Source organism: Nocardiopsis halotolerans DSM 44410 (assembly GCF_000341065.1).
Classification (GTDB): domain Bacteria; phylum Actinomycetota; class Actinomycetes; order Streptosporangiales; family Streptosporangiaceae; genus Nocardiopsis; species Nocardiopsis halotolerans.
Map to the genome: position 1 here is coordinate 1 of NZ_ANAX01000054.1, position 22,682 is coordinate 22,682.

The 22,682-nt window shown below is 71.0% G+C and carries 21 protein-coding genes and 1 pseudogene; 17 read left to right on the forward strand and 5 right to left on the reverse strand.

Annotated features, from left to right (window positions below; genetic code table 11):
- The first annotated feature begins 468 nt into the window (after positions 1 to 468).
- The 5 genes and pseudogenes from dnaK to clpB all read left to right on the forward strand — a co-directional run bounded on the left by dnaK (position 469) and on the right by clpB (position 7,573).
- Positions 469 to 2,325 carry a molecular chaperone DnaK gene (gene dnaK, locus D455_RS0104250; RefSeq protein ID WP_026122302.1) on the forward strand — a complete coding sequence of 619 codons (1,857 nt, stop codon included), beginning with the start codon at positions 469 to 471 and terminating at the stop codon, positions 2,323 to 2,325.
- A gap of 34 nt (positions 2,326 to 2,359) precedes the next feature.
- A complete protein-coding gene (gene grpE, locus D455_RS0104255; RefSeq protein WP_017569525.1) occupies positions 2,360 to 3,106 on the forward strand; it encodes a nucleotide exchange factor GrpE in 747 nt (248 codons plus the stop codon).
- A gap of 139 nt (positions 3,107 to 3,245) precedes the next feature.
- A pseudogene (gene dnaJ, locus D455_RS29160) lies at positions 3,246 to 4,393 on the forward strand (molecular chaperone DnaJ).
- A complete protein-coding gene (locus D455_RS0104265; protein WP_017569527.1) occupies positions 4,390 to 4,887 on the forward strand; it encodes a heat shock protein transcriptional repressor HspR in 498 nt (165 codons plus the stop codon). The pseudogene dnaJ and the gene D455_RS0104265 overlap by 4 nt, the downstream one beginning before the upstream one ends.
- 85 nt (positions 4,888 to 4,972) lie before the next feature.
- Positions 4,973 to 7,573, forward strand: coding sequence for an ATP-dependent chaperone ClpB (gene clpB / locus D455_RS0104270; protein WP_017569528.1), 2,601 nt, complete (start codon positions 4,973 to 4,975; stop codon positions 7,571 to 7,573).
- A gap of 378 nt (positions 7,574 to 7,951) precedes the next feature.
- Here the strand turns inward: clpB and D455_RS0104275 are convergent, their stop codons facing one another.
- From D455_RS0104275 to D455_RS0104295, 5 genes are all read right to left on the reverse strand, one after another.
- Positions 7,952 to 8,719, reverse strand: a complete 768-nt coding sequence (locus tag D455_RS0104275; protein ID WP_017569529.1) for an ABC transporter permease — start codon at positions 8,717 to 8,719, stop codon at positions 7,952 to 7,954.
- On the reverse strand, positions 8,716 to 9,453 hold the full coding sequence (locus D455_RS0104280) for an ABC transporter ATP-binding protein (RefSeq protein WP_026122303.1): 738 nt from the start codon (positions 9,451 to 9,453) through the stop codon (positions 8,716 to 8,718). The genes D455_RS0104275 and D455_RS0104280 overlap by 4 nt, the downstream gene beginning before the upstream one ends.
- Positions 9,454 to 9,883: 430 nt before the next feature.
- The gene (locus tag D455_RS0104285; protein WP_017569531.1) at positions 9,884 to 11,146 is read right to left on the reverse strand and encodes an RNA polymerase sigma factor; all 1,263 of its coding nucleotides are present in this window, start codon (positions 11,144 to 11,146) and stop codon (positions 9,884 to 9,886) included.
- 42 nt (positions 11,147 to 11,188) lie between these two features.
- Positions 11,189 to 11,629: a YciI family protein gene (locus D455_RS0104290; protein WP_017569532.1), complete on the reverse strand. Its 441-nt coding sequence runs from the start codon at positions 11,627 to 11,629 to the stop codon at positions 11,189 to 11,191.
- 205 nt (positions 11,630 to 11,834) lie between these two features.
- The gene (locus D455_RS0104295; RefSeq protein ID WP_017569533.1) at positions 11,835 to 12,395 is read right to left on the reverse strand and encodes a hypothetical protein; all 561 of its coding nucleotides are present in this window, start codon (positions 12,393 to 12,395) and stop codon (positions 11,835 to 11,837) included.
- A 432-nt stretch (positions 12,396 to 12,827) separates the two neighbouring features.
- Here D455_RS0104295 and D455_RS0104300 point away from each other — a divergent pair, with 432 nt between their 5' ends.
- From D455_RS0104300 to D455_RS0104355, 12 genes are all read left to right on the forward strand, one after another.
- A complete protein-coding gene (locus D455_RS0104300) occupies positions 12,828 to 12,998 on the forward strand; it encodes a hypothetical protein (protein WP_017569534.1) in 171 nt (56 codons plus the stop codon).
- Between the two features lie 80 nt (positions 12,999 to 13,078).
- Positions 13,079 to 14,203 (forward strand): serine hydrolase, encoded by a 1,125-nt coding sequence (locus D455_RS0104305; protein WP_017569535.1) that lies wholly within the window; start codon positions 13,079 to 13,081, stop codon positions 14,201 to 14,203.
- 39 nt (positions 14,204 to 14,242) lie between these two features.
- Positions 14,243 to 15,256, forward strand: coding sequence for a phosphotransferase (locus D455_RS0104310; protein ID WP_206539241.1), 1,014 nt, complete (start codon positions 14,243 to 14,245; stop codon positions 15,254 to 15,256).
- Complete coding sequence (locus D455_RS0104315; protein WP_017569537.1) at positions 15,253 to 16,209, forward strand: T3SS effector HopA1 family protein; 957 nt, start codon at positions 15,253 to 15,255, stop codon at positions 16,207 to 16,209. The genes D455_RS0104310 and D455_RS0104315 overlap by 4 nt, the downstream gene beginning before the upstream one ends.
- Complete coding sequence (locus D455_RS0104320; RefSeq protein WP_017569538.1) at positions 16,206 to 17,159, forward strand: LLM class flavin-dependent oxidoreductase; 954 nt, start codon at positions 16,206 to 16,208, stop codon at positions 17,157 to 17,159. The genes D455_RS0104315 and D455_RS0104320 overlap by 4 nt, the downstream gene beginning before the upstream one ends.
- Before the next feature lie 5 nt (positions 17,160 to 17,164).
- A complete protein-coding gene (locus D455_RS0104325) occupies positions 17,165 to 17,368 on the forward strand; it encodes a PLDc N-terminal domain-containing protein (protein ID WP_017569539.1) in 204 nt (67 codons plus the stop codon).
- Positions 17,361 to 18,272: an ABC transporter ATP-binding protein gene (locus D455_RS29165; protein WP_017569540.1), complete on the forward strand. Its 912-nt coding sequence runs from the start codon at positions 17,361 to 17,363 to the stop codon at positions 18,270 to 18,272. Before D455_RS0104325 ends, D455_RS29165 begins: the two co-directional genes overlap by 8 nt.
- Before the next feature lie 7 nt (positions 18,273 to 18,279).
- Entirely contained in the window at positions 18,280 to 19,197 is a 918-nt protein-coding gene (locus D455_RS0104335; protein WP_017569541.1) for a hypothetical protein, read from the forward strand.
- On the forward strand, positions 19,194 to 20,231 hold the full coding sequence (locus tag D455_RS34095; RefSeq protein ID WP_017569542.1) for an ABC transporter ATP-binding protein: 1,038 nt from the start codon (positions 19,194 to 19,196) through the stop codon (positions 20,229 to 20,231). The genes D455_RS0104335 and D455_RS34095 overlap by 4 nt, the downstream gene beginning before the upstream one ends.
- Positions 20,231 to 21,034, forward strand: a complete 804-nt coding sequence (locus tag D455_RS0104345; protein WP_017569543.1) for an ABC transporter permease subunit — start codon at positions 20,231 to 20,233, stop codon at positions 21,032 to 21,034. The genes D455_RS34095 and D455_RS0104345 overlap by 1 nt, the downstream gene beginning before the upstream one ends.
- 33 nt (positions 21,035 to 21,067) lie before the next feature.
- Entirely contained in the window at positions 21,068 to 22,240 is a 1,173-nt protein-coding gene (gene mpaC / locus D455_RS29175; protein ID WP_017569544.1) for a daptide-type RiPP biosynthesis dehydogenase, read from the forward strand.
- A gap of 208 nt (positions 22,241 to 22,448) precedes the next feature.
- Positions 22,449 to 22,667 carry a hypothetical protein gene (locus D455_RS0104355; protein WP_017569545.1) on the forward strand — a complete coding sequence of 73 codons (219 nt, stop codon included), beginning with the start codon at positions 22,449 to 22,451 and terminating at the stop codon, positions 22,665 to 22,667.
- Positions 22,668 to 22,682: the final 15 nt, after the last annotated feature.

The window sequence follows — 22,682 nt, forward strand, 5'->3', positions numbered from 1 at the left end:
TCGGCGAGCAGCGGCAGGACCATCGTCAGCCGCGGGACCCGCACGGACGGGACGCGACACGGACGTTTTCCTCCGTTTGACCGGGAGGCGCCTCCTCGCTGACCGCGGGCACGGCGACGCGCGGGGTGACGCGGGACCCCCCGTCTTCCAGTCTCCCGAGCGCCCCCGCCGTCGGCAACGCCCGTCCTCCGTCTGTGGACGGCCTCCCCGGAGCCCCGGAGAACCCCGGAACCACCCCGGACGACCCCCGGGCGTCCCTGGTTTCCGGGTCAAGGATCTCCCCGAGTTGTCCCGGACTTCCCCCATATCTCCCCTGAGCGGGCCCAGGTCGGGAACATCCCGGCCCGGCCGGCCGTTGTCAGGGCGTAGGAAGCAACTTGAGTCAGGTTGACTCAACTGATTTGACAGCCTCCACCTGACGAAGCAAAATTACGTCTGAACGACTCAACTTTGATGGAGGAAGCCACCATGGCACGTGCGGTCGGAATCGACCTCGGTACGACGAACTCGTGTGTCGCGGTCCTGGAGGGCGGCGAGCCGACGGTCATCGCCAACGCCGAGGGTTCCCGCACCACCCCGTCCGTCGTCGCCTTCGCCAAGAACGGTGAGGTGCTCGTCGGTGAGGTGGCCAAGCGGCAGGCCGTCACCAACGTCGACCGCACCATCCGCTCGGTCAAGCGCCACATCGGCACCGACTGGTCGGTCAAGATCGACGACAAGACCTTCAACCCGCAGCAGATCAGCGCCTTCGTGCTCCAGAAGCTCAAGCGCGACGCCGAGGCCTACCTGGGCGAGGACGTGACCGACGCGGTCATCACCGTCCCGGCCTACTTCAGCGACTCCCAGCGCCAGGCCACCAAGGAGGCCGGCACCATCGCGGGCCTCAACGTCCTGCGCATCATCAACGAGCCGACCTCGGCCGCCCTGGCCTACCACCTGGAGAAGGAGGACGAGGCGACGATCCTCGTCTACGACCTCGGTGGCGGCACCTTCGACGTCTCCCTGCTGGAGGTCGGCGACGGCGTCGTGGAGGTCAAGGCCACCAACGGTGACAACCACCTCGGTGGTGACGACTGGGACCAGGCCATCGTCGACTGGCTGGTCGAGCGCTTCAAGAACTCCAACGGCGTGGACCTGTCCAAGGACAAGATGGCCCTCCAGCGCCTGCGCGAGGCCGCGGAGAAGACCAAGATCGAGCTCTCCAGCTCCAGCGAGTCGGCGATCAACCTGCCCTACATCACGGCCTCGGCCGAGGGCCCGCTGCACCTGGACGAGAAGCTCAGCCGCGCCGAGTTCCAGCGCCTGACCGCCGACCTGGTCGAGCGGACCAAGACCCCGTTCCAGCAGGTCCTCAAGGACGCCGGGATCAGCCTGGACCAGATCCACCACGTGGTCCTGGTCGGTGGCTCCACCCGTATGCCCGCGATCGTCGACCTGGTCAAGGAGATGACCGGCAAGGAGCCCAACAAGGGCGTCAACCCGGACGAGGTCGTGGCCATCGGCGCCTCGCTCCAGGCCGGTGTGCTCAAGGGCGAGGTCAAGGACGTCCTGCTGCTGGACGTCACCCCGCTGTCGCTGGGCATCGAGACCAAGGGCGGCGTGTTCACCAAGCTCATCGAGCGCAACACGACCATCCCGACCAAGCGCTCGGAGATCTTCACCACGGCCGACGACAACCAGCCGTCCGTGCAGATCCAGGTGTACCAGGGTGAGCGCGACATCGCCCAGTACAACAAGAAGCTGGGCGTCTTCGACCTGACCGGTCTGCCCCCGGCGCCGCGCGGCGTCCCGCAGATCGAGGTCACCTTCGACATCGACGCCAACGGCATCGTCAGCGTCACCGCCAAGGACCTGGGCACCGGCAAGGAGCAGTCCGTCACCATCTCCGGCGGCTCGGCGATGTCCAAGGACGACATCGACAAGATGGTCCGCGAGGCGGAGCAGTACGCGGAGGAGGACCGCAAGCGCCGCGAGGAGGCCGAGGTCCGCAACAACGCCGAGTCCCTCGTCTACCAGACCGAGAAGGTCATCAAGGACAACGAGGACAAGGTCCCGGCGGACGTGCGCTCCGAGACCGAGGCGGCCCTGGCCGACCTGAAGACGGCTCTGGAGGGCTCCGACGTGGAGACCATCCGCACCGCCAGCGAGAAGGTCGCACTGGCCAGCCAGAAGATCGGCTCCGCGATCTACAGCCAGAGCGAGCAGGGCGGCGCCCAGGGCGACGCGGGCCAGGCCTCGGACTCCACCGACGACGCCGACGTCGTGGACGCCGAGATCGTCGACGAGGACAACGACAAGGGCACCCAGTCCGGCAGCCAGTCCTGATTCGGGGTCGAGTCGAGGAAGGAGGGAGTGTCGCATGGCACCGTCGGAGAACACCAACGACACCGGCGACGGTGAGGAGCGCCAGGGGCCGGTGATCCGCGACAACCGCCGGATCGACCCGGAGACCGGGCAGGTCAGGGACCCCGAGACCGAGGGCGACTCCAGCGAGGAGATCCCCGAGGTCGCCGAGGAGGAGGTCGTCGAGGCCGACCTGGGCGAGGGGGTCCCCGAGGTTCCGGACACCCCGGAGTCGGTGGTGACGGACGCGATCAACGCGGACGAGCGGGTCGTCGAGCTCACCAACGACATCAAGCGGGTGCAGGCGGAGTACGCCAACTACCGCAAGCGGGTCGACCGCGACCGCGTGGCGGTCCGCGAGATCGCCACCGCCCAGGTCGTCGGCGAACTCCTGCCGATCCTGGACGACGTCGGCCGCGCCCGTGAGCACGAGGAGCTCACCGGCGGCTTCAAGGCGGTGGGCGAGGCCCTGGAGGCCGCGGTCACCAAGCTGGGCCTGGAGAGGTACGCGGAGAAGGACGACGAGTTCGATCCCAACATCCACGAGGCGCTCACTCTGGTCCCTGTTCCGGGCATCTCCGCCCAGACGGTGATCGAGGTGTTCCAGCCCGGGTACCGCATCGGTGAGAGGATCCTCCGTCCGGCCCGCGTGGTCGTCGGGGACCCGGTGGAGGGCGGCGACGAGGCTCCGGCCGAGTCCACCGCCGAGGCCCCGTCCGACACGGACGGGACCGACGCCGGCGGCGGGGAGAACGACAAGTAACGGGTCCGCCCGTGATCCTCCGGCCGCGGCCCCGCGTGAGCGGTGGCCGCGGCCGGAGCCGGACCCCGGACCGACGCGGTGCGGGGCCACATGGAAGCATCGGACGCAACCGGCACCAGCGGGGAGAAGGCACCAGTCGATGAGCACCAAGGACTACCTGGAGAAGGACTACTACAAGGTCCTCGGAGTCTCAAAGACCGCCTCGAAGGACGAGATCAAGCAGTCCTACCGCAAGCTGGCCCGGGAGAACCACCCGGACGCGAACACCGAGGATCCGGGCGCGGCCGACCGCTTCAAGGAGATCTCCGAGGCCTACAACGTCCTTTCGGACGAGAAACGCCGTAAGGAGTACGACGACGCGCGCTCGCTCTTCGGCGGGTCCTACCGTCCCGGTGGCGGTGGCACCGGCCCCGGCGGGTTCGACATGGGCGACCTGTTCGGGCAGGGCGGCGGCACCAGTACCTCGGGCGGCGAACGCCTGAGCGACCTCTTCGGCGGGCTGTTCGGCAGCCGCGGGCGNNNAGCAGACGCGGCGCCGACGTCGAGACCGAGACGACACTGACCTTCCGCGAGGCGGCCGAGGGGGCCACGCGCTCCTTCAACCTGACCAGCGAGGCGCCCTGTCCCACCTGTAAGGGCACCGGCGCCAGATCGGGCACCGCCCCGCGGATGTGCCCCAAGTGCTCCGGCACCGGGCACGAGAACACCAACCTGGGCGGCTTCTCGCTGTCCGAGCCGTGCAGCGAGTGCAAGGGCCGCGGCCTGGTCGTGGACGACCCCTGCCCCACCTGTGACGGCAGCGGGCGCGGCAAGAGCACCCGCACCGTCCAGACCCGTGTCCCCGGCGGCGTGACCGACGGGCAGCGGATCCGGATCAAGGGCAAGGGCGCACCGGGCGAGAACGGCGGCCCGGCGGGGGACCTCTACGTCGTCGTTCGCGTGAAGGAGCACCCGGTGTTCGGCAGGAGCGGCGACAACGTGACGATCACCGTTCCGGTGACCTTCCCCGAGGCGGTCCTGGGCGCGGACGTGCGCATCCCCACCCTCAACGGCTTCCCGGTGACCGTGAAGATCCCGCCGGGCACGCAGAACGGGCACAAGCTCCGGGTCCGCGGCAAGGGCGCGACCCGCAAGGACGGCACCGCGGGCGACATGCTCGTCACGGTCGAGGTGGCGGTGCCGAGGACACTCAACGGAGACGCGCGCGAGGCTCTGGAGAAGTTCCGCGCCGCGACCTCCGACCACGACCCGCGTGACGGTCTTGAGGCGCGGGCGAAAGGTGCGTGAACGAAGTGAACGACCCCTTCGGCGCTGACGCCCCGGTCTACGTGATCTCGGTCGCCGCGGAGCTGGCGGGGATGCACCCGCAGACGCTGCGGCAGTACGACCGTCTGGGGATCGTCTCGCCCGGCCGCGCGTCCGGCCGTGGGCGCCGCTACTCCATGCGCGACGTGCAGACGCTGCGCCAGGTGCAGCGGCTGTCCCAGGAGGAGGGCGTCAACCTCGCCGGGATCAAACGGATCCTGGAGTTGGAGCACGAGGTGGAGCAGCTGCGTGAGCAGGTGTTCCACCTGGCCAACGAGCTGGAGGCGGCACGCCGTGCCGTGGCCCGGAGGGGCAGACCGGCGGGGTCGGACGGCGGGGCGGGGGTGCGAGGCGAACTGGTGCGCCGCACCCGCGTGACGATCTTCAACACCGCCGAGCCGAGGAACGACGAGGAGGACCGGGATCCGGGCTCCGGCGGAGGCGGCTCCGGCCGTACCGGTGACGAGCAGGACTGACGGGGCTCCGCCACGGCGACACGGGGGCGCGGTCGGCCGTGGAACATCACCCCCGTGACACGACTTGTGAAAGGAGTCACCGCGCATGAACTACAAGCTCACCAAGAAGAGCCAGGAAGCCCTGTCGGTGGCGATCCGCCGGGCCACCACGGACGGCAGTCCGCAGACGGAGCCCGTGCATCTGCTGGCGGCCCTGCTGGAGCAGGCGGAGGGCATCACCCGTCCGCTGCTCAAGGAGGTCGGCGCCAACCCGGACGCGCTCAGGGACAGGGTCGACAAGGCCATCGGCGCGCTGCCCAAGGCCGCCGGCTCCACGGTCAGCTCGCCGAGTTCCTCGCGCCAGCTGATCGTCTCCATCAACACGGCGGCGCAGCGGGCCCAGCAGATGGAGGACGAGTACGTCTCCACCGAGCACCTCCTGGTGGGTCTGGCCACGGACGGCGGTGAGGCGGCCCGGCTGCTCACCGAGGCCGGTGCGACCCCCGAGGCGCTCCTGGAGGGGTTCGAGCGGGTGCGCGGCTCGGGCCGGGTCACCTCCGAGAACCCCGAGGACACCTATCAGGCCCTGGAGAAGTACGGGGTCGACCTCACCGAACGGGCCCGTGAGGGCAAGGTGGACCCGGTGATCGGCCGCGACGGTGAGATCCGGCGGGTCATCCAGGTGCTCAGCCGCCGCACCAAGAACAACCCCGTGCTCATCGGTGAGCCGGGCGTGGGCAAGACCGCGGTCGTGGAGGGTCTGGCCCAGCGGATCGTGGCCGGTGACGTGCCGCAGTCGCTGGTGGGCAAGCGCCTGGTGAGCCTGGACCTGTCCGCGATGGTGGCGGGCGCCAAGTACCGCGGCGAGTTCGAGGAGCGGCTCAAGGCGGTGCTCTCGGAGATCAAGGAGTCCGAGGGCCAGGTCATCACGTTCATCGACGAGCTGCACACCATGGTGGGCGCCGGTGCCGCCGAGGGCGCCATGGACGCGGGCAACATGCTCAAGCCCATGCTGGCGCGCGGTGAGCTGCGCATGGTGGGCGCGACCACCCTGGACGAGTACCGGGAGCGGATCGAGAAGGACCCCGCGCTGGAACGGCGCTTCCAGCAGGTCATGGTGGGTGAGCCGTCGGCCGCGGACACGATCGCGATCCTGCGCGGGCTCAAGGGCCGCTACGAGGCGCACCACAAGGTGCAGATCGCCGACTCGGCCCTGGTGTCGGCCGCGACCCTGTCCGACCGCTACATCACCGCGCGCTTCCTGCCGGACAAGGCGATCGACCTCATCGACGAGGCCGCGTCCCGGCTGCGTATGGAGATCGACTCCAGCCCGGTGGAGATCGACGAGCTCCAGCGCACCGTCGACCGCCTGAAGATGGAGGAGATGGCGCTCGACAAGGAGTCGGATCCGGCCAGCCGCCAGCGGCNGGATCTGGCCGACCGGCAGGAGCAGCTCAACGGGCTCGTGGCCCGCTGGGAGCAGGAGAAGGCCGGGCTCAACCGGGTCGGTGAGCTCAAGGGTCAGCTGGACGACCTGCGCACGCGGGCGGAGCTGGCCGAGCGCGAGGGGGACTTCGGCGAGGCCTCCCGGCTGATGTACGGGGACATCCCCCAGCTGGAGAAGCAGGTCGAGGAGGCGACCCAGGCCGAGGAGAGGGCCGCCAGCCAGGGCGGCGCCACCATGGTCAAGGACGAGGTGGGCGCCGACGAGGTCGCCGACGTGGTGTCGGCGTGGACCGGCATCCCCGTGGGGCGGCTGATGGAGGGCGAGACCTCCAAGCTGCTGCGTATGGAGGAGGAGCTGGGCAGGCGGCTCATCGGCCAGCAGGACGCCGTGGCCGCGGTGTCGGACGCTGTGCGGCGCGCCCGGGCGGGCATCTCCGACCCGGACCGGCCGACGGGGTCGTTCCTGTTCCTCGGTCCCACGGGTGTGGGCAAGACGGAGCTGGCCAAGGCGCTGGCGGAGTTCCTGTTCGACGACGAGCGCGCGATCGTGCGCATCGACATGAGCGAGTACTCCGAGAAGCACTCGGTGTCGCGCCTGGTGGGGGCGCCTCCCGGCTACGTCGGGTACGAGGAGGGCGGCCAGCTGACCGAGGCCGTGCGCCGCCGCCCGTACACGGTGGTGCTGCTGGACGAGGTGGAGAAGGCGCACCTGGAGGTGTTCGACACCCTGCTCCAGGTGCTGGACGACGGCCGCCTGACCGACGGCCAGGGCCGCCAGGTGGACTTCCGCAACACCATCCTGATCCTCACCTCCAACCTGGGATCGCAGTTCCTGGTGGACCAGACGCTGGAGGAGTCGACCCGCCGGTCCCACGTGCTGGACGTGGTGCGCGCGACGTTCAAGCCGGAGTTCCTCAACCGGTTGGACGACGTGATCATGTTCGACGCGCTGTCCACCGAGGAGCTGACCCGGATCGTGGACCTCCAGGTCGACAAGCTGGCCAGGCGTCTGGCCGACCGTCGGCTGGAACTGGAGGTGTCCGCGGGCGCACGCGAGTGGCTGGCGCTGACGGGCTACGACCCCAACTACGGCGCGCGCCCGCTGCGCCGCCTGGTGCAGTCCTCGATCGGTGACCCGTTGGCGCGCGAGCTGCTGTCGGGCGAGCTGACCGAGGGCGACACCGTGGTGGTGGACGTGGACGACGCCGCGGACCGGCTCCGTGTGACCTCCCGGAAGGGCGAGGGGGTCCCGGCGGTCTGAACCGGACACGAGCGCGGAAGGGCCGTCTCCCCGTGGGGAGGCGGCCCTCCGCGGTGACGCTCCACCAGCTCCTCCGCGCTGCGGCGTCGGCGAAGCGTGATCGGGCTTACCCGGGCCACTTCGACCCCGTTACGGGTCACGTGAAAAGTCTCGCCCGCTTCGACCTGGTCCATGACGGAGGCCGCGTTGTTGCGGAACCCGCGCTGGGTGATGGCCTTCATAGACTGATTGAAGCTCACCGTGTCCCACGGTGCTACGTCGTTCTTCGTAGGACTGACGGACTCCGCGGGGGCGTGCCCAGCACGCCCCCGCGGAGTTCTCGGCCCCTGTTCAGAAGCCCGGCCCGCCAGACCCGGCCACCCGGGGCGGAACCGTCGTTCAGGCCACGTCGCGGCGGAGCGTGGTGACCGAGGCCAGGGCGACCGCCACGGCGGCGTAGCCGACCAGGACCAGAGCCGCGACCCACACGGGCAGCAGGTCCGCGACGCCGAAGCCGTAGTCGATCCCGGTGTCGTAGAGCGCGGTGACCGCGCCGCCGGGCAGCCACCTGCCGACGTCCTGGAGTTGGGGGACGACGACCAGGAGCGGCTCCAGCATGAACACCCACAGGATGCTGACCACCAGCGCGGCGACCTGGTTGCGGATGAGGGCTCCGACGCCCACGCCGATCATGGCGTAGACGACGTAGGCGCCCACGGAGCCGAGGAGGATGCGCGGCACCTGGTTGTCGACCAGGTTCAGCTCCCCTCCCCCGCTCAGGATGGAGGCCCCGGCGGCAAGGGAGGACAGTCCGACGACGACCACGCCGAACAGCAGGCTGATCAGGGCCGCTGCCACGACCTTGGCCAGGATCACGGGCAGACGCCGGGGGCTGGTCAGGAAGGTGACGTTGACCGTGCGGTGCTGGTACTCCGACGTCACCATCATGATGCCGATGACCATGACGAAGAGGGTCCCCGATGCGCCCATGGGCCAGACGGACCCGGCGTACTCGGTGCTGTCGCGGCTGAGGCCGCCCTCCATGCCCGAGGCGAAGACCACGAGGCCCAGGGAGAGGGCCACCCAGGCCAGCGAGGCGAGGAGCAGGATCCACCACAGCCGGGTGGTGAGGACCTTGCGGAGCTCGGACCTGACGAGCGCGATCACTTCTGGCCTCCGAACGTGTGGGCGGGCGTCCCCGACGAGGTGAGCCGGAGGAAGGCGTCGTGCAGGCTCTCGCCGTCGGCGGTGAGCTCGCTGAGGGTCCCCTGGTGGACCAGGCGGCCCCTGGCGATGATGACGACGTTGTCGACGGTCTGCTCGACCTCGGCCAGGACGTGGCTGGACACGAGGACGGCGACGCCCCTGTCGTGCGCCTGGTACCGCAGGAACCGGCGCAGCCACTCGATGCCCTCGGGGTCGAGTCCGTTGGCGGGCTCGTCCAGGATGAGCACCTTGGGGTCGCCGAGGAGCGCGCCGGCCAGTGACAGGCGCTGGCGCATGCCCATCGAGTAGCCGCCGACCCGCTTGTCCCCGGCCCCGGCGATCCCGACCTCGTCCAGCACCTCGTCGGCTCGGGAGAGGGGCAGGCCCGCGGCGTCGCACATGACGCGCAGGTGGTTGCGGCCGGTGCGCCCCGGGTGCAGGTTGGTGGCCTCCAGCACCGCGCCGATCTCGGTCAGCGGGTTGGGCAGGCTCGTGTAGGCGCGACCGTTGACCAACCCCTCGCCGCTGTCAGGGCGAACCAGGCCGAGCAGGCACCGCAGGGTGGTGGTCTTGCCCGCGCCGTTGGGACCCAGGAAGCCGGTGATCGTGCGCGGCTCCACCGTGAAGGAGACGTGGTCGACGGCCTTGTGGCCGCGGAACGCCTTGGACACGTTCCTTATCTCGATCGCTGGCATGCGTTTCGCTCTCGTCGGGGGAATGCCGAAAAAAGACTCTCGGACAAGGACACGACCATGTAAGTTTCCGCGTTCCTCACCGGGGATCCGCGAGGAGCCTAACAAGGCTCCCCGTGCCTCACGGACGGCGATACGCGAGTGCCCCGGAGGGCCAAAGAGCATGACTTTCGTTGGTTGCGCACCACCACGGCCAGCGGATATACACCACCCTCCACAGGTGTGCGCCACGCCAGAAAGAATGGGGGAAAGCGCATGGGCCGAGCAACCGTCGGCACATCCTTCGTCAACAGACACCCTGACTTTCGCCGTGCCGGACCGGAGGAAAAGGCGCCAGAAGAGCCTTCCACGAACGGCCCGGGAGAAATCCGGGGCCCGGGAGAATGGCCGCATCCGGCCACCCGCGCCGTCGCGCTCCGGTGTGACCGCCGGGTCAGTCCCCGCAGCCACCGGCGCGTTCCAGGAGCAGGGCGCGCTCGCTCTCGTTGCGGGTCAGCCCCGCCGCCCGCCCGAACTCCGTGCGCGCCTCGGCGGCGCGTCCCAACCGCACGAGCAGGTCGCCGCGCACGGCGGGCAGAAGGTGGTAGTCGGACATCCCCGGCTGGTCGCGCAGGGCGTCCACGATCTCCAGCGCGGCCTCCGGACCCGAGGCCATCGACACCGCCACCGCCCGGTTCAACTCCACCACCGGCGATCCGGTGACGCGCGCGAGGCGCAGGTACAGACCGGCGATCACCGACCAGTCCGTGTCCTCGGAGGTGGCCGCCCGCGCGTGCTCGGCCGCGATGGCCGCCTGGAGCACGTAGGGCCCGCCGGGATCGCCGGGGTCGGACGGCAGCGCCCTCACCAGGGCCTCCAGCCCCCGGGTGATGAGCAGGCGGTCCCAGCGCGCGCGGTTCTGTTCGGCCAACGGGACCGGCTCGCCCTCGGGGCCGACCCGGGCGCGGAGCCGCGAGGCGTGCAGCTCCATCAGCGCCACCAGCCCGTGCACCTCCCGTTCCCCGGGCAGCAGCTGCGCGAGCACCCGCCCCAGGCGCATGGCCTCCTCGCACAGTTCCGGACGCGTCCAGTCCGCACCCGAGGTGGCGGTGTACCCCTCGTTGAACACGAGGTAGACGACCTCCAGGACGGAGGACAGACGTGCGTCGCGTTCCTCGCCCGCGGGCACCTCGAAGGGCACCCTCCTGAGGGTGAGCGTGCGCTTGGCGCGCACGATGCGCTGGGCGACGGTGGGCTCGGGTACCAGGAAGGCCCGCGCGATCTCCTCGGTGGTGAGCCCGCCGAGCAGGCGGAGGGTGAGCGCGACGCGGGCCTCGGTGGACAGCACCGGATGGCAGCACACGAACATCAGCCGGAGGAGGTCGTCACCGTAGTCCTCCTCCAGGACGGCGTCGAACGCGTCCCGCCCGTCGTGTTCGGCGACCTCGCGGCCGAGGTCGGCCACGCGCCGCTGGAAGCGCTCGTCGCGGCGCCAGCGGTCGAGCACGCGGCGTTTGGCGACGGTGGTCAGCCAGGCGCCCGGGTTGTCGGGCACTCCCTCGTCCGGCCACTTCTCCAGCGCGCTGACGAGCGCGTCCTGGGCGAACTCCTCGGCGAGGCCGACGTCGCCGACCATGCGGGTGATCGCGGCGACGAGGCGGGCCGACTCGATACGCCAGACCGCCTCGACCGCACGCGTGGTTTCGGCGTGGCTCACGGAACAATCTCAGCACCAGGGGCCACACCGGCGCAAACACGGTCAGCCGCCGTGCGAGTACCCCTGGGCGCGCAGCTCACGCTCGCGCTCCTTCAGGTGCTCGGGCATCTCGTCGCCGAAGTCGTCGGTGTCGAAGACGCGCCGCAGCACCAGACTCGTCTCGGTGTCGTCCCCCTCCGGCGGGTGCGGGCAGCGCTTGGCCCACTCCACGGCCTCCTCGTGCGAGGACACCTGGATGACCCAGTACCCGGCGATGAACTCCTTGGCCTCCGCGAAGGGGCCGTCGGTGACGCTCGCCCGGCCGTTGCGGAAGGTGACCCGGGTCGCCTCGGAGGCGGGGGCCAGGCCGTCCCCGGCGAGCAGGACCCCGGCCTTGACCATCGCCTCGTTGTAGGCGGCCATCGCCTCGAAGACCTCCGGACCGGGCTCGTAGTCGGCGGCCTCGGTCTCCGGGGTGGACATGATCGTCATCATGTAGCGCATGGTGTTCGCCTCTCGTGCGGTGCGGGGGCCTCTCCCCCCGCTCTTGTACACACGTCGAACGGCGCGACCGCGGATCGACACGTCCCGGGAACTTTTTTTCTGGTTTCTCTCGCAGGCCGCTGGCCAGCGACAACGCGGAGAGGCCCGGGGCGGGGCGTCCCGGGCACAAGGCGGGGCGAGGGCAGGGCCCGGCGCGGAGTGGTGGTCAGCCGGCCGCGAGAGCGGCCAGCCAGGAGCGACTCAGGGAGACGGTGGCCGTGTCGGCGCCCCGGCGCACGAGCTCCTCGCTCAGCTCGGGGTGTTTGACCACGCGGTCGGCCCGCGCCATCAGGTCCACGTCGGCCTGCTCCAGCACGGCCCGGACGATCGCGTTCTCCACGCTGGCCCGCGCCTCCACCGCGAAGGGGCTGTGGCTACCCGGCAGGAACGGGCCCGTGTAGCGGTCCAACGCCTCCTCGATCCTCTTCTCCTGGAGCAGGGCGAGGATGTCGACCACGTCGCACCGTGCACCGTCCTCCAGCCAGTAGAAGCCGCGGAAGCGGTCGTAGCGCACGGGCAGGCCCACCTTGCGCGCACGCAGTGCCAGCGTCGGCAGGCTCGACGGCGAGGGGTCGCTCTCGAAGAGGTTGGTCATCAGCCAGTCCCTCTGGGCCCGCCCGCCGGAAAGCGCGAGCAGCGCCGCGAGTTCCACGGCCCGTCTGCTCTGGACGTTCACACCGTTGACCGCGCAGCGTCCGAGTGTCGAGATCTCGACCGTTCTCTCCATCAGGGCTCCTTGCTCGAAAGGCCTCGGCCGGACGACCCGCTCCGGTCCGACCGCAAGCCCAACCTCGGGCACCCCTCCATCCCTGGCCTATTCGCGATCTATCCCTGTGGCGGCGGGTGTTTCCCCTGCTCCCGTGCGTGACGAACCCCCTCCGCGCGCACCGGTGTGAGAACCGCGAGAAACACATGTGATTCCGGCGTGACCGCCCACGGGGGGCCGAATGGATTCCCGATCCCGGAAACCGGCCCGATCGACCCTTCTGACCTGCGACGAAAGAAAATCTCAGAAAAAATCCCGCATGCGATGAACACGTGAAAGCAGCGTGAAGACCGGCTGTCAGATTGGTTGTCGTCAGCAGGGAGCACGGCAGAGACGGACTCCCCAAGACAAGCAGTAAGAGCCAGAGAAGAACGAGAAGAAAAGGCAGAGGACATGGACAAGAACATCACCCAGGACCTGCTCGAGGGCTACACCGCCTACTCCGCCCCGGCCGAGATCCAGAACGAGACCCTCGCCGGCTCGCGCCTGAACAACGTCGGCACCTCGGTCAGCCTGAGCGTCAGCTACTCCGTGTCGGTCTCCTGGTCCGTCTCCTGGACCTGATCCGCCTGACGGACCGGACCCACGCCGGGTGACTGCGGGCCACCCGCAGTCACCCGGCGTCCCGACGAAGAGGAACGCACATGAGAACCTCATCGCCCTCCCTGACCGAGACGGTCCTGGACCTGGTCACCGGCACAGAGCAGGTGGCGCGCGAGCACTCCGAGCGCCTCTTCGGCCGGAACGTCACCGACGAGCAGCTCCTCGCCCTCACCGACAGCATGGAGGGCGTCCGCCTGAGCCGCCCCCGGATCCTCTCCTCCCGGGAGGCTCCGGAGGAACGGGTCACCGCGGTCGCCGTCGAGTCCGAGCGCGGTATCCGGGCCGACCTGTTCGTGGCCGTCGAGGACGACGGCACCCTGGGCGGCTTCCGCGTGCTCACCCCCACCCCCGAACCCACCGACGCGCGGTCCCTGCGCTCGGCACTCGCCGTGCTCGATCCCCACGCGGCCGTCCTCGTCCGGGCGGAGGGGATCGACACGGCGGACACCCAGGTCAAGGCCGTGGCCTCCCTGGTCAAGGTCTTCGTCCAGCTCGCCGTCATGCGCGCGGTCGAGCGGGGCGAACTGCACCTGGGCCACCGGCACGTCCTGGGCGCCGGGGACATCAGCCTCCTGAGCGCCGGACTCGGCCCGCGGCACGTGGGAGCGCGGATCACCGTCGCCGAGCTGTGCCGCCTGATGATCCTGCGCTCGGACAACACCGCCATGGACACCCTCGTCCGGCTGGTCGGCCGCGAGGCCGTGGCAGAGGAGATGGCCCGCTGCGGTGTCGACCCCTCGCTCAACACGCCCCTGCGCACCATGCGTGAGGCGGCCGAGCTCTCCTGGGGGCCCGCGGCCGGGACCGCCGACCCAGCCGCCCACTGGAACTCCCTGACCCACCTGCCCCGGGTCCACCACCTGGGGCTGGACTACTACGCGCCGCTCACAGCCGTGGCCTCCGCCATGGAACAGCTGGCCGCGATGTCCTGGACGCCCTGGCCGACCGGGGCGCAGCTGCCCCCTGGCGCGCCCATCGGCCTCCTCTACAAGGGCGGTAACGCCCCCGGGGTCCTGGCCGCGTCGTGGACGCGGCGCTCCCGCGAACACACCGGCTCCCTGATGTTCGCCGTGAACACCGACGAGCCCCTCGGGATGTTGGAGGAGTTCTACGCCTTCACCTGCGCCGAGTCCATGCTCACCCGTCTCGGCCTCACCCGCCAGTAACGACGATCCAGAAAGGCCCACACCGTGTCGTCCACGGACGTGCAGGACAGGAAGGTCGGCCGCAACACCACGCGAGTGGACGTCGGTGCGACCGGACTGGTGATCACCAAACGCTTCGACGGTCCCAGCCCCGACCGCGAGCGCCGCTACGAGAACTCCCTGGCGTGGGACGCGCTCCAGAAGGCGCGCGGCCTGGACCTCGGGCCGCCGGTCGCCGAACGCGACGACGAGCGGCTCGTCCTCTCCTTCCCCTACCTCGACAACCTGCGCACGCTCCAGGAGATCCTGGACGAGGGCGCCGGGACCGAGGCGCTCGTGCCGGTCCTGCGCCGCTGCGGCGCGCTCCTGGGCACACTCCACTCCGTACCCGTGGACGAGGTCACCAGGCTGCTGCCCCGGCGCGAGGCCCCCGCCGACCCCGGCATGGGACCCCTCACGGTCTTCAGCCACCTCACCCCCGAGCAGTACACGAACGCCAGCGGCGCCGAACTGGAGGCCTGGCGGCTCTTCCACCACGACACCGAGCTCCAGGAGGGGCTGCGCTCGTGGGTGGCCGACCAGACCGGGGACCCCGACCCGGTGCCCGTCCACGGTGACCTGCGCCCCGACCAGTTCCTCGTCTCCTCCGAACACCTCGCGCTCATCGACTGGGAGGAGTTCACGGTCGGTCCGGCCAGCCGCGACCTCGCCGGGATCGCCGGATCGCTGGTCTTCGACGCCCTGGTCCGCACCTTCGTCGGCGCCCCCGGGCGGAACGTGCTCCCGGGCGAGCTGCACCGGGGCTTCATGTCCCGGGGTGAGGACCTCCTGGGAGCGGTCGCCCCGTCCGTCCAGGCCTTTCTCGCCGCCTACCGGAACGTCTCCGGACGCGACGTGGACGCGCTGCGCCTGGGCTCCGACATTGGCTGGTTCCTCATCGAGCGGGTCATGGCCCGGGCGATGATGTCCCACCGCCTGCCTCCGAGCGACCGCGCCATCGCGGGCGTGGGACGCCAGGCCATCCTCAACCCCGCCAGCGCGCTGGCCATCCTTGGAATGGGGAACGACTCGTGAGCGAGCTCGACCTGCGCACCGGCACCCGGTCGGCCGCGCACATCACCGACATCGTCCGGCTGGACACGCGTACCCGCACGCTGAGTGTCGGGGAGCACCAGCGGACCGCGCCCGACACCCCCGAGAGCACCGCCGAGCTGACGGCCTGGCTGTACGCCGTCACGCACACGGGCAACCCCGACGTGTTCTCGCCCGACTCCGTCCTGGCCGACCCGGTGTTCGAGGAGGACATCCGCTCCCGCCTTCCCGACCCGGGTCTGCTGGTGCCGGTACGCGAGGTGGGTGAGGCGACCGACGGCTCCGCGCTCGCCGAACTGCACCGGGTCCGCCTGCGCCTGACCGGTGACCAGCTGGTCCGCGACGGCGACGACACCCGTGTGCGGGTCTCCTGCCTGCGTCCCAACCTGACGCCCGGGTTCTTCATGTACCTGCACGAGACCGGTGCCGGTGCCCGGCCCGGCGACCGGGTGACGCGCTACTACCTGGGCGGCGCCGACCCCGACTCGACCCTGGACCTGTGGGCGCGCGGCGTCGACCGCCTGGTCACGGCCGGCGCCGGTTTCCGGACCAAGATCCTCTCGCGCCGCGCCGCCTACCCCCGCAACGACGCGGCCGTCTACTACGTCCTCGGCGACACCTCCCTGTTCGAGGAGGTCATGACCGACCTGCTCGCCGGGGAGGAGACCGCCGCGCACGCCTCTCCGCTGTGCGCCCCGCACCCGTCGGGTCTGTACACCGCGCACGAACCCGTGGACCCCCGACCCGGCCAGCAGCAGCGCAGCTACGGCGAACACCGGTGCGCGGCGATCGCCGAGGCCGTCATCCGGGCCGTCCGGGACGGGGTCGGGTTCCAGGAGGCCCTGGTGGAGTCGTTCACCGCCGCCAACATCGACTCCGGCGACGTCGCCCGCAACCACGACGGCGTCCCGACCCCCCAGGGAGCACCGGCATGAGCGAGTACTCCGTCCTCTTCCCCCAGCAGCCCTCCGACCCCGACGCCATCAACGACTTCGCCAGGCTGGTCATCGACCACGACCTGTCCCGGCTGTGGATGGGCCAGTCCTTCAGTATCGAGAGCCACATGGCGCTGGCGGCCCTGGCCCGCTCGGGAAACACCGTCCCGGTCGGGATCGGCACAGCGCTGGCCGCCCTGCGCACCCCCTACGACGCGGCGCTGTCGGCGCGCTCGCTCGCCGCGGTGCTGGGACAGCCGGTGTCCGTCGGCTACGGGGCGGCCGACCCGGGGTTCGTGACCTCGGTCCGCGGCGCCCCGCTCGCCAGGCCCGCCTCCTACACCGCCGAGTACGCCCGGCTGGTCGGTGCGCTGCTGCGCGGCGAGGAGGCCGTGAGCAGGCTCGACGACCTGCCGCTGCGTGCCCAGCTGCCCGCCCTGGAGCATCCTCGTGTGGAGGCCGGGGTCGGGGTACTGCGCCCCGGCATGGCCGCCAAGGCGCGTGAGGTCGCCGACTTCGTGGTCACCTGGCTCACCCCGGGCAACTACGTCCGCGACGTCCTGGTCCCCCGGTTGGAACGCGCCGACGGCAGCCGTCCCCGGGTGGCCACGCACGTGCACTGCGCGGTGCGCCGCCCCGGCCGCAACCCGCAGCTGCTCGCCCAGGTGGGCTGCGGCAACCACCTGGCCCGCGAGCACTACTCCGACATGCTGCGCCGGGCCGGTCTGGACGTGCACGCGTCCGACCCGGTCTCCAGCGCGCGCGAACTGGTCTCGGCGGGAGTGGTGGTCTACGGCAGCCCGTCCGAGATCGCCGACCGGCTGCGCGCCTTCCCCGACTTCGGCGTCGACGAGGTGATCGTCAACATCACCGCGGTGGCCCTGACCTACGGCGACGACGACGCCCTGGCCGACCTGCACGAGATCAGCACCGAACTCAAGAAGGGTTGAACACCATGCCCGTCCCCCCGCTCGAACTCCTGCTTCCCGCCATCCTCGTCGGCGTCGCCTTCCTCGGCTACTGCTACTTCGACCTGTACCGCGTCGCCGAGACGCGCTTCCTGCCCAAGTGGGCGTGGGGAGTCCTGTGCGCCCTGTCCATTCCCTTCGGAGGCATCGCCTACCTCCTGCTCGGGAGGGGGCACACGAGCCATGCCTGACACCGCCACCCTGGTCGAGGCGCGCGACGTCACGATGCGGTTCGGGACCTTCACCGCCCTGGACGGCGTGGGCCACGCCTTCGGCGGTACCGGTGTGTGCGGACTGATCGGCGTGAACGGCGCGGGCAAGACCACCTTCATCCACACCCTGATCGGGCTGCTGTCCCCCACCTCGGGGACGGTGAGCGGCGAGGGCACCCACGAGACCATCGCCTACTGCCCCGACACCCCCAGTTTCGAGCCCTACCTGACCTCACGCGAGGTCCTGACGCAGTCCGCGCTCCTGGGCCGCGGCCGCCGTGCCCGTCCCGCCCCGGAGGACGTGGAGCGGTGCCTGACCCGGGTGGGCCTCGCGGAGCACGTCGACCGCAGGGTCGGCGGGTTCTCGCGGGGGATGCGCCAACGGCTCGGCATGGCGGCGGCGCTGATCCGCGAGCCGAAGCTGCTCATCCTGGACGAGCCCACCAGCGCGCTGGACCCGGTCGGCCGCGACGACGTCCTGGCCCTGGTCGCCGAACTGGGGCGTGACATCCGGGTCGTGTTCTCCAGCCACATCCTGGAGGACGTGGAGTCGGTGGCCGACGACCTGGTGGTCCTCAACCGGGGCAGGCTCGTCTACTCCGGACCCAAGGAGGGCTTCATCGGTTCGGGCCCCGTGGACACCGAGGTGCGATACGTCCTCAGGGACGGGGTGGAGGAGTTCTGCGCCCACCTGGTGCGGATCGGCGTTCCCTGCCGCCTGGAGGACGACGCCTCCGGCACGGTCGTGATCCCCTTCGCCTACCTGGCCACGAGCCTGGGATTCCTCCGTGATAGGCCGCGGATACTGCGCGCTCTTACCGTCGGCGACGGGTCCTCGCTCCAGAGGGCCTTCCTGGAAACCGTCACAGCCGAGGAAGCGTAGATCCATCATGGTGGGAATCGAACTCAAACGGTGGTTCCGCTCCCAGCGACTCCTGCTCGTCGTGTTGGTGTTCGTGTTCTCGGGGATCACGTCCCCGCTGATCGCGGCCTACAGCACGGAGATCTTCGAATCGCTGGGAGGGACCTCGGGCCTGGAGATCATCGCCGACGAACCGACGTGGCAGGACCTCCTGCTGTCCTACTTCGGCAACTCGTCCCAGATCGCCCTGCTGATCGCGTGTTACCTGGCGGCGTGGGGGTGCGCGCTGGGGTCCGACGACCGGCTGCGCATCTTCTACACCTCCCGGGTCACCCGCCACAGCCAGATCGTGGGGCCGCGACTGCTGGTCTCTGGGTCGTGCGTCCTGGCCGGTGCCCTCACCGGCGCCGCGGTGGCCCTGTACGAGACCGCCGTCCTGGCCGAGGACACCGAGGTCGCCGACGCCGCGCTCGCGCTCGGGGTCCAGTCCCTGGGCCTGGTCGCCTTCGCCCTGGTGGCCGCCTGCCTGGCCTGCTGGACCAACGCCCCGTTCCTGTCCGCCGTCTCGGTCGCCGCCGTGGTGATCGTGAGCGACATGGTGGGGTCGGTCGAGAGCTTTCGGGAGTGGTCGCCGACCGTTCTGGTCAACCCGTCCGGTCTCCTGGAGGGTGACGGACTCGCCGACCACGCCCGGCCCGCCGCGGTGATGGCGGCCGTGCTCGTCCTCGCGGTCGGATCGGTCGTGCTGAGGCCCGCCCGGCGTCCCCTGCGCCCCCTGGCGGACGGCTCCACCAGCGCCACCACCGAGACGCCGTATCCCACCACGCACGTCCCCGAACAGCACGAGGACCGCACCACCCCCGGGGAGGAACCGGCGGTGACGGACGGCTCACCGGAACCGGCCGACGCCACGGTCTCGGTCAACACGAACGGAGACGACACGTGACCACACTCGACACCCGCCCTCCGACACCCCACGAGGCCATGCCGCTCCCCGAGAACCCCGCCTCCGCACCCGACGCCCTGCGCGTCGACTCCGTCACCAAGACCTTCACCGGCGGTGTCCGGGCGTTGGACGACGTCGGTCTGGCGGCCCGCCCCGGGCAGGTCGTGGGCCTGCTCGGCCACAACGGCGCGGGCAAGACGACCCTGGTCCGTCTGGTGTCCGGACTGCTGACCCCCACCTCCGGCACGGTGTCCGTCCTCGGGTTCGACCCGGTCCGGGACGGCGTCGAGGTCAGGCGCCGCATCGGCGTCCTGCCCAGCTCGCAGCTGCTCGACAACCGCCTCTCGGGCCGTGAGAACCTGCGCTTCGCGGGACGGCTGTTCGGTGTCGACCCCGCCAGGTTGGACGAACGCGTCGACTCCCTGCTGGACGAGTTCGGCATGCTCGCACGCGCCGACGACAGGGTCTCCACCTACAGCGCCGGTATGCGCCAGCGCACCGCCCTGGCACGGGTGCTGCTGTCACGCCCCGAGCTGCTGCTGCTCGACGAGCCCTCCTCCGCGCTCGACCCCGTGGCCATCCGAGAGCTGCACGAGCTGATCCGGCGTAAGAGCCGTGAGGAGCGGATCGCCGTCGTCATCTGCACGCACGACCTGGCCGAGGCCGCCGACCTGTGCGACGAGGTCCTCATCCTGTCCCAGGGTCGCGTGATCGCCTCCGGCTCCCCGCAGGAGCTGGCCGCGCGGGTGGACGTGCCGACCGCCGTCGAGCTGGAGTGCGAGGCTGCCGACACCGACGCCGCCCTGGCGGTGATGGCGGGGTTCACCGACGCCGAACGGGTCTCCGAGGGCACGTTCCGGCTGGACGGGGTGGCCCGCAGTTCCGTCCCCGAACTCGTCGGATCCCTGGTCGGAGCGGGTGTGCGCCTGTACACGGTGCGGACCGCCCAGGCCACCCTGGAGGACCTCTACCTGCGGCTCCACGCCGGGGACGACCACGGCGACCGCACCGACCGGAACAGCGAGGCGAAGTGATGAACCGGAACGCAGTCAGGGCGATCGCCGCCCGCGACCTCGCCACCGTGCGCCGCAACCTCGGTGTCCTCGTCCCCATGCTCATCGTGCCCGTCGCCCTGGTCGCGATGCTCTCGTTGGCGACGTTCCTCGCCGCCCGCACCACCATGGACCTCGGTCCGCTGACGGGCCTGCTCGACCTGACCGGTTCCGCCGACGGCGGCACGGAGCACTCCCCGGGCGTCCGGTTGGCGATCGCCCTGGCCACCTACGTGGGCCCGCCCCTGCTGATCATCGTGTCCCTGCTCACGGCGTCGGTGATGGCCACCGACTCGGTGGCGGGCGAGCGCGAGCGCGGCACGATCGAGGGTCTGCTGCTGACGCCGGTCAGTGACCGCGACATCCTCATGGGCAAGCTGGTGGGCGCCCTGGTCCCGGCGCTGGTCCTGGGGCTGGCCTCACAGCTCGTGTACGCGGCGGTGGCCGTGGCCGCCATCGCGCCGGTGACCGGTTCGCCGCCCCTGCCCACACTGCCGTGGGCGATGACCGTGCTGTGGTTCGGCCCGGCCTTCACCACGGCCGCCCTCGGCCTGACCGTGTTCGTGTCCGCCCGGGCCAGGACCGTCCAGGCCGCCCACCAGGTGTCCGGGGTGGGCGTGATCCCGCTCGTGGCCCTGGTGGTGGGCCAGGCGACCGGCCTGTTCCTCCTCTACTGGTGGGTGGGCCTGCTGCTCGGAGCCCTGTTCTGGGCCGCAGCGTACGCCATGGTGCGGATGGGCGGGCGCGTCCTCCAGCGCGAGAACCAGATCGCCACCCTCGTCTGAACCGTCGCCGAACGCACGCGAAGGAGGTACGACATGCCGAGGCCACCGGCGACCCCCGAGATCGTCACCGGAACCGGGGCGCTGACCCCCTGGTCGACCGACCACCGGGTGGCCCGCGCGGTGCTGCTCGTCGACGCCGCCCTGGAGGGGTCACCCCTGGTGGGCGCCCTCGCCAGGGCGGCCGAGGCGGCCGGTGCCCGGGTGCGGGTCCATACGGCCGCCGGTGCGGGAACCGCGGCGGACGCCCACACGACGGCCGTGTCCCTGGACGGGGACGCGGTGATCGCGGTGGGCGGCGGCGCGGTGATGGACCGCGCCAAGCTCGCCAACGTCGTCGCGGGCGGCCTGGACCTCGCTGGGACGGTCGCCGCGCACGACCGCTCCGGCCTGCTGCGGCTCCCCGACGGTCGGCGGGGAGCCCCACTGGTCGCGGTCCCCACCACGGTGGGGACGGGCAGTGAGATGAGCGCGAACGCGGTCGTGACGGCCGGCGACCGCAGGCTTCTGATCAGCGGCCCCGGCCTGGGCGCCGACCTGGCCGTCCTGGACCCCGCCGCGACCGCGAGCCTGCCCCGCCAGCTGCTCCTGGACGGGGCCTTCGAGGCGTTCAACCGGACCGTCGGTCCCTACGTGGGCGGCCCGGGCCGCGGTGAGCGGCCCGACCAGATCGCGGAGGCGGTGGCGGCACGGCTGGTCGTGGTCGGTGAGCGGATCTCCAGCACGCCACCGAGCCGGGGGACGGACGCGGCCGACCGCGCCGAACTGGCCCGGTTGAGCGGTATGAGTCACACCCCCGCCATGCACCTGGGACGGGATCCGTTCGGGTTCCGGGGCTGGTACGTCGGGCACGAGGTGTCCACGGCCGCCGACGTCTCCAAGGTGCGCGGCCTGGCCACCGTCACCCCGGGCCTGTGGGCGCGTGTCCTGGAGGGCGACCGGACGTGGGGCGACACCGACCGGCTGCTCCGGATCTGGGCCGCCGCCGCACGCGCCGTGCCGGGGGTCCTGCCCGAGGATCCCGTGGCGGGTGTGCGCTGCCTCGCCGAACGCTGGGGGATCCGCCCGGTTCCGCCGGACGCCCTGGACACGGCCACGGTGGCCGACACGTCCCTGCACCACTGGGGCCGTGGCCTGCCCGGACTCGACGGTCTGACGGTGGAGGACGTACGCGCCGTCGTCGCACCCGAGGCGGTGGTGCCCGTCTGACCCGCCCGCCCCGGCGCCCCGACCCAGTCGTCCGCTCCTGACGCCCGCCCGGCCCCGGGCGGGCCTCCGCCGTTCCGGGACCGGTGTGGCAGCCCCGAACAGCGGAGACCCCGTGTGGATAGCCGCGTGATAAGCCCCCGGCCGGTGCCCCTTCCTAGGTTGGGGTCATCCGAGAAACCGGGGACATCCCCCAGCCCAGGAGGTACACATGCGGATCGCCAAGCTGACCACCCTCACCGCAACCGCCGTCCTGTCCCTTCTCGTCGCCTCCCCCGCCGCGGCCGACTCCACCGCACCGGACGCGAACGCGGAGGCCTCCCCGACCGCGTCGGTCGCCCTGCTGCCGATCGACCCGATCGGCACCGTCTGCGGCCTCCTCCCGGACGAACTGCCTCTGTGCCCCGTGAACTCCGACCCCTGGAAGTAGGGGTCCCAGCGCACC

Bases quoted from the DNA above. Each gene is read 5' to 3' on its own strand.
- grpE (WP_017569525.1), top strand. From the start codon at position 2,360: ATGGCACCGTCGGAGAACACCAACGACACCGGCGACGGTGAGGAGCGC.
- D455_RS0104345 (WP_017569543.1), top strand. From the start codon at position 20,231: ATGAACCGGAACGCAGTCAGGGCGATCGCCGCCCGCGACCTCGCCACC.
- D455_RS0104325 (WP_017569539.1), top strand. From the start codon at position 17,165: ATGCCCGTCCCCCCGCTCGAACTCCTGCTTCCCGCCATCCTCGTCGGC.
- D455_RS0104355 (WP_017569545.1), top strand. From the start codon at position 22,449: ATGCGGATCGCCAAGCTGACCACCCTCACCGCAACCGCCGTCCTGTCC.
- D455_RS0104335 (WP_017569541.1), top strand. From the start codon at position 18,280: ATGGTGGGAATCGAACTCAAACGGTGGTTCCGCTCCCAGCGACTCCTG.
- D455_RS0104305 (WP_017569535.1), top strand. From the start codon at position 13,079: ATGAGAACCTCATCGCCCTCCCTGACCGAGACGGTCCTGGACCTGGTC.
- D455_RS0104320 (WP_017569538.1), top strand. From the start codon at position 16,206: ATGAGCGAGTACTCCGTCCTCTTCCCCCAGCAGCCCTCCGACCCCGAC.
- D455_RS0104295 (WP_017569533.1), bottom strand. From the start codon at position 12,395: ATGGAGAGAACGGTCGAGATCTCGACACTCGGACGCTGCGCGGTCAAC.
- D455_RS0104290 (WP_017569532.1), bottom strand. From the start codon at position 11,629: ATGCGCTACATGATGACGATCATGTCCACCCCGGAGACCGAGGCCGCC.
- mpaC (WP_017569544.1), top strand. From the start codon at position 21,068: ATGCCGAGGCCACCGGCGACCCCCGAGATCGTCACCGGAACCGGGGCG.
- dnaK (WP_026122302.1), top strand. From the start codon at position 469: ATGGCACGTGCGGTCGGAATCGACCTCGGTACGACGAACTCGTGTGTC.
- D455_RS0104280 (WP_026122303.1), bottom strand. From the start codon at position 9,453: ATGCCAGCGATCGAGATAAGGAACGTGTCCAAGGCGTTCCGCGGCCAC.
- D455_RS29165 (WP_017569540.1), top strand. From the start codon at position 17,361: ATGCCTGACACCGCCACCCTGGTCGAGGCGCGCGACGTCACGATGCGG.
- D455_RS0104300 (WP_017569534.1), top strand. From the start codon at position 12,828: ATGGACAAGAACATCACCCAGGACCTGCTCGAGGGCTACACCGCCTAC.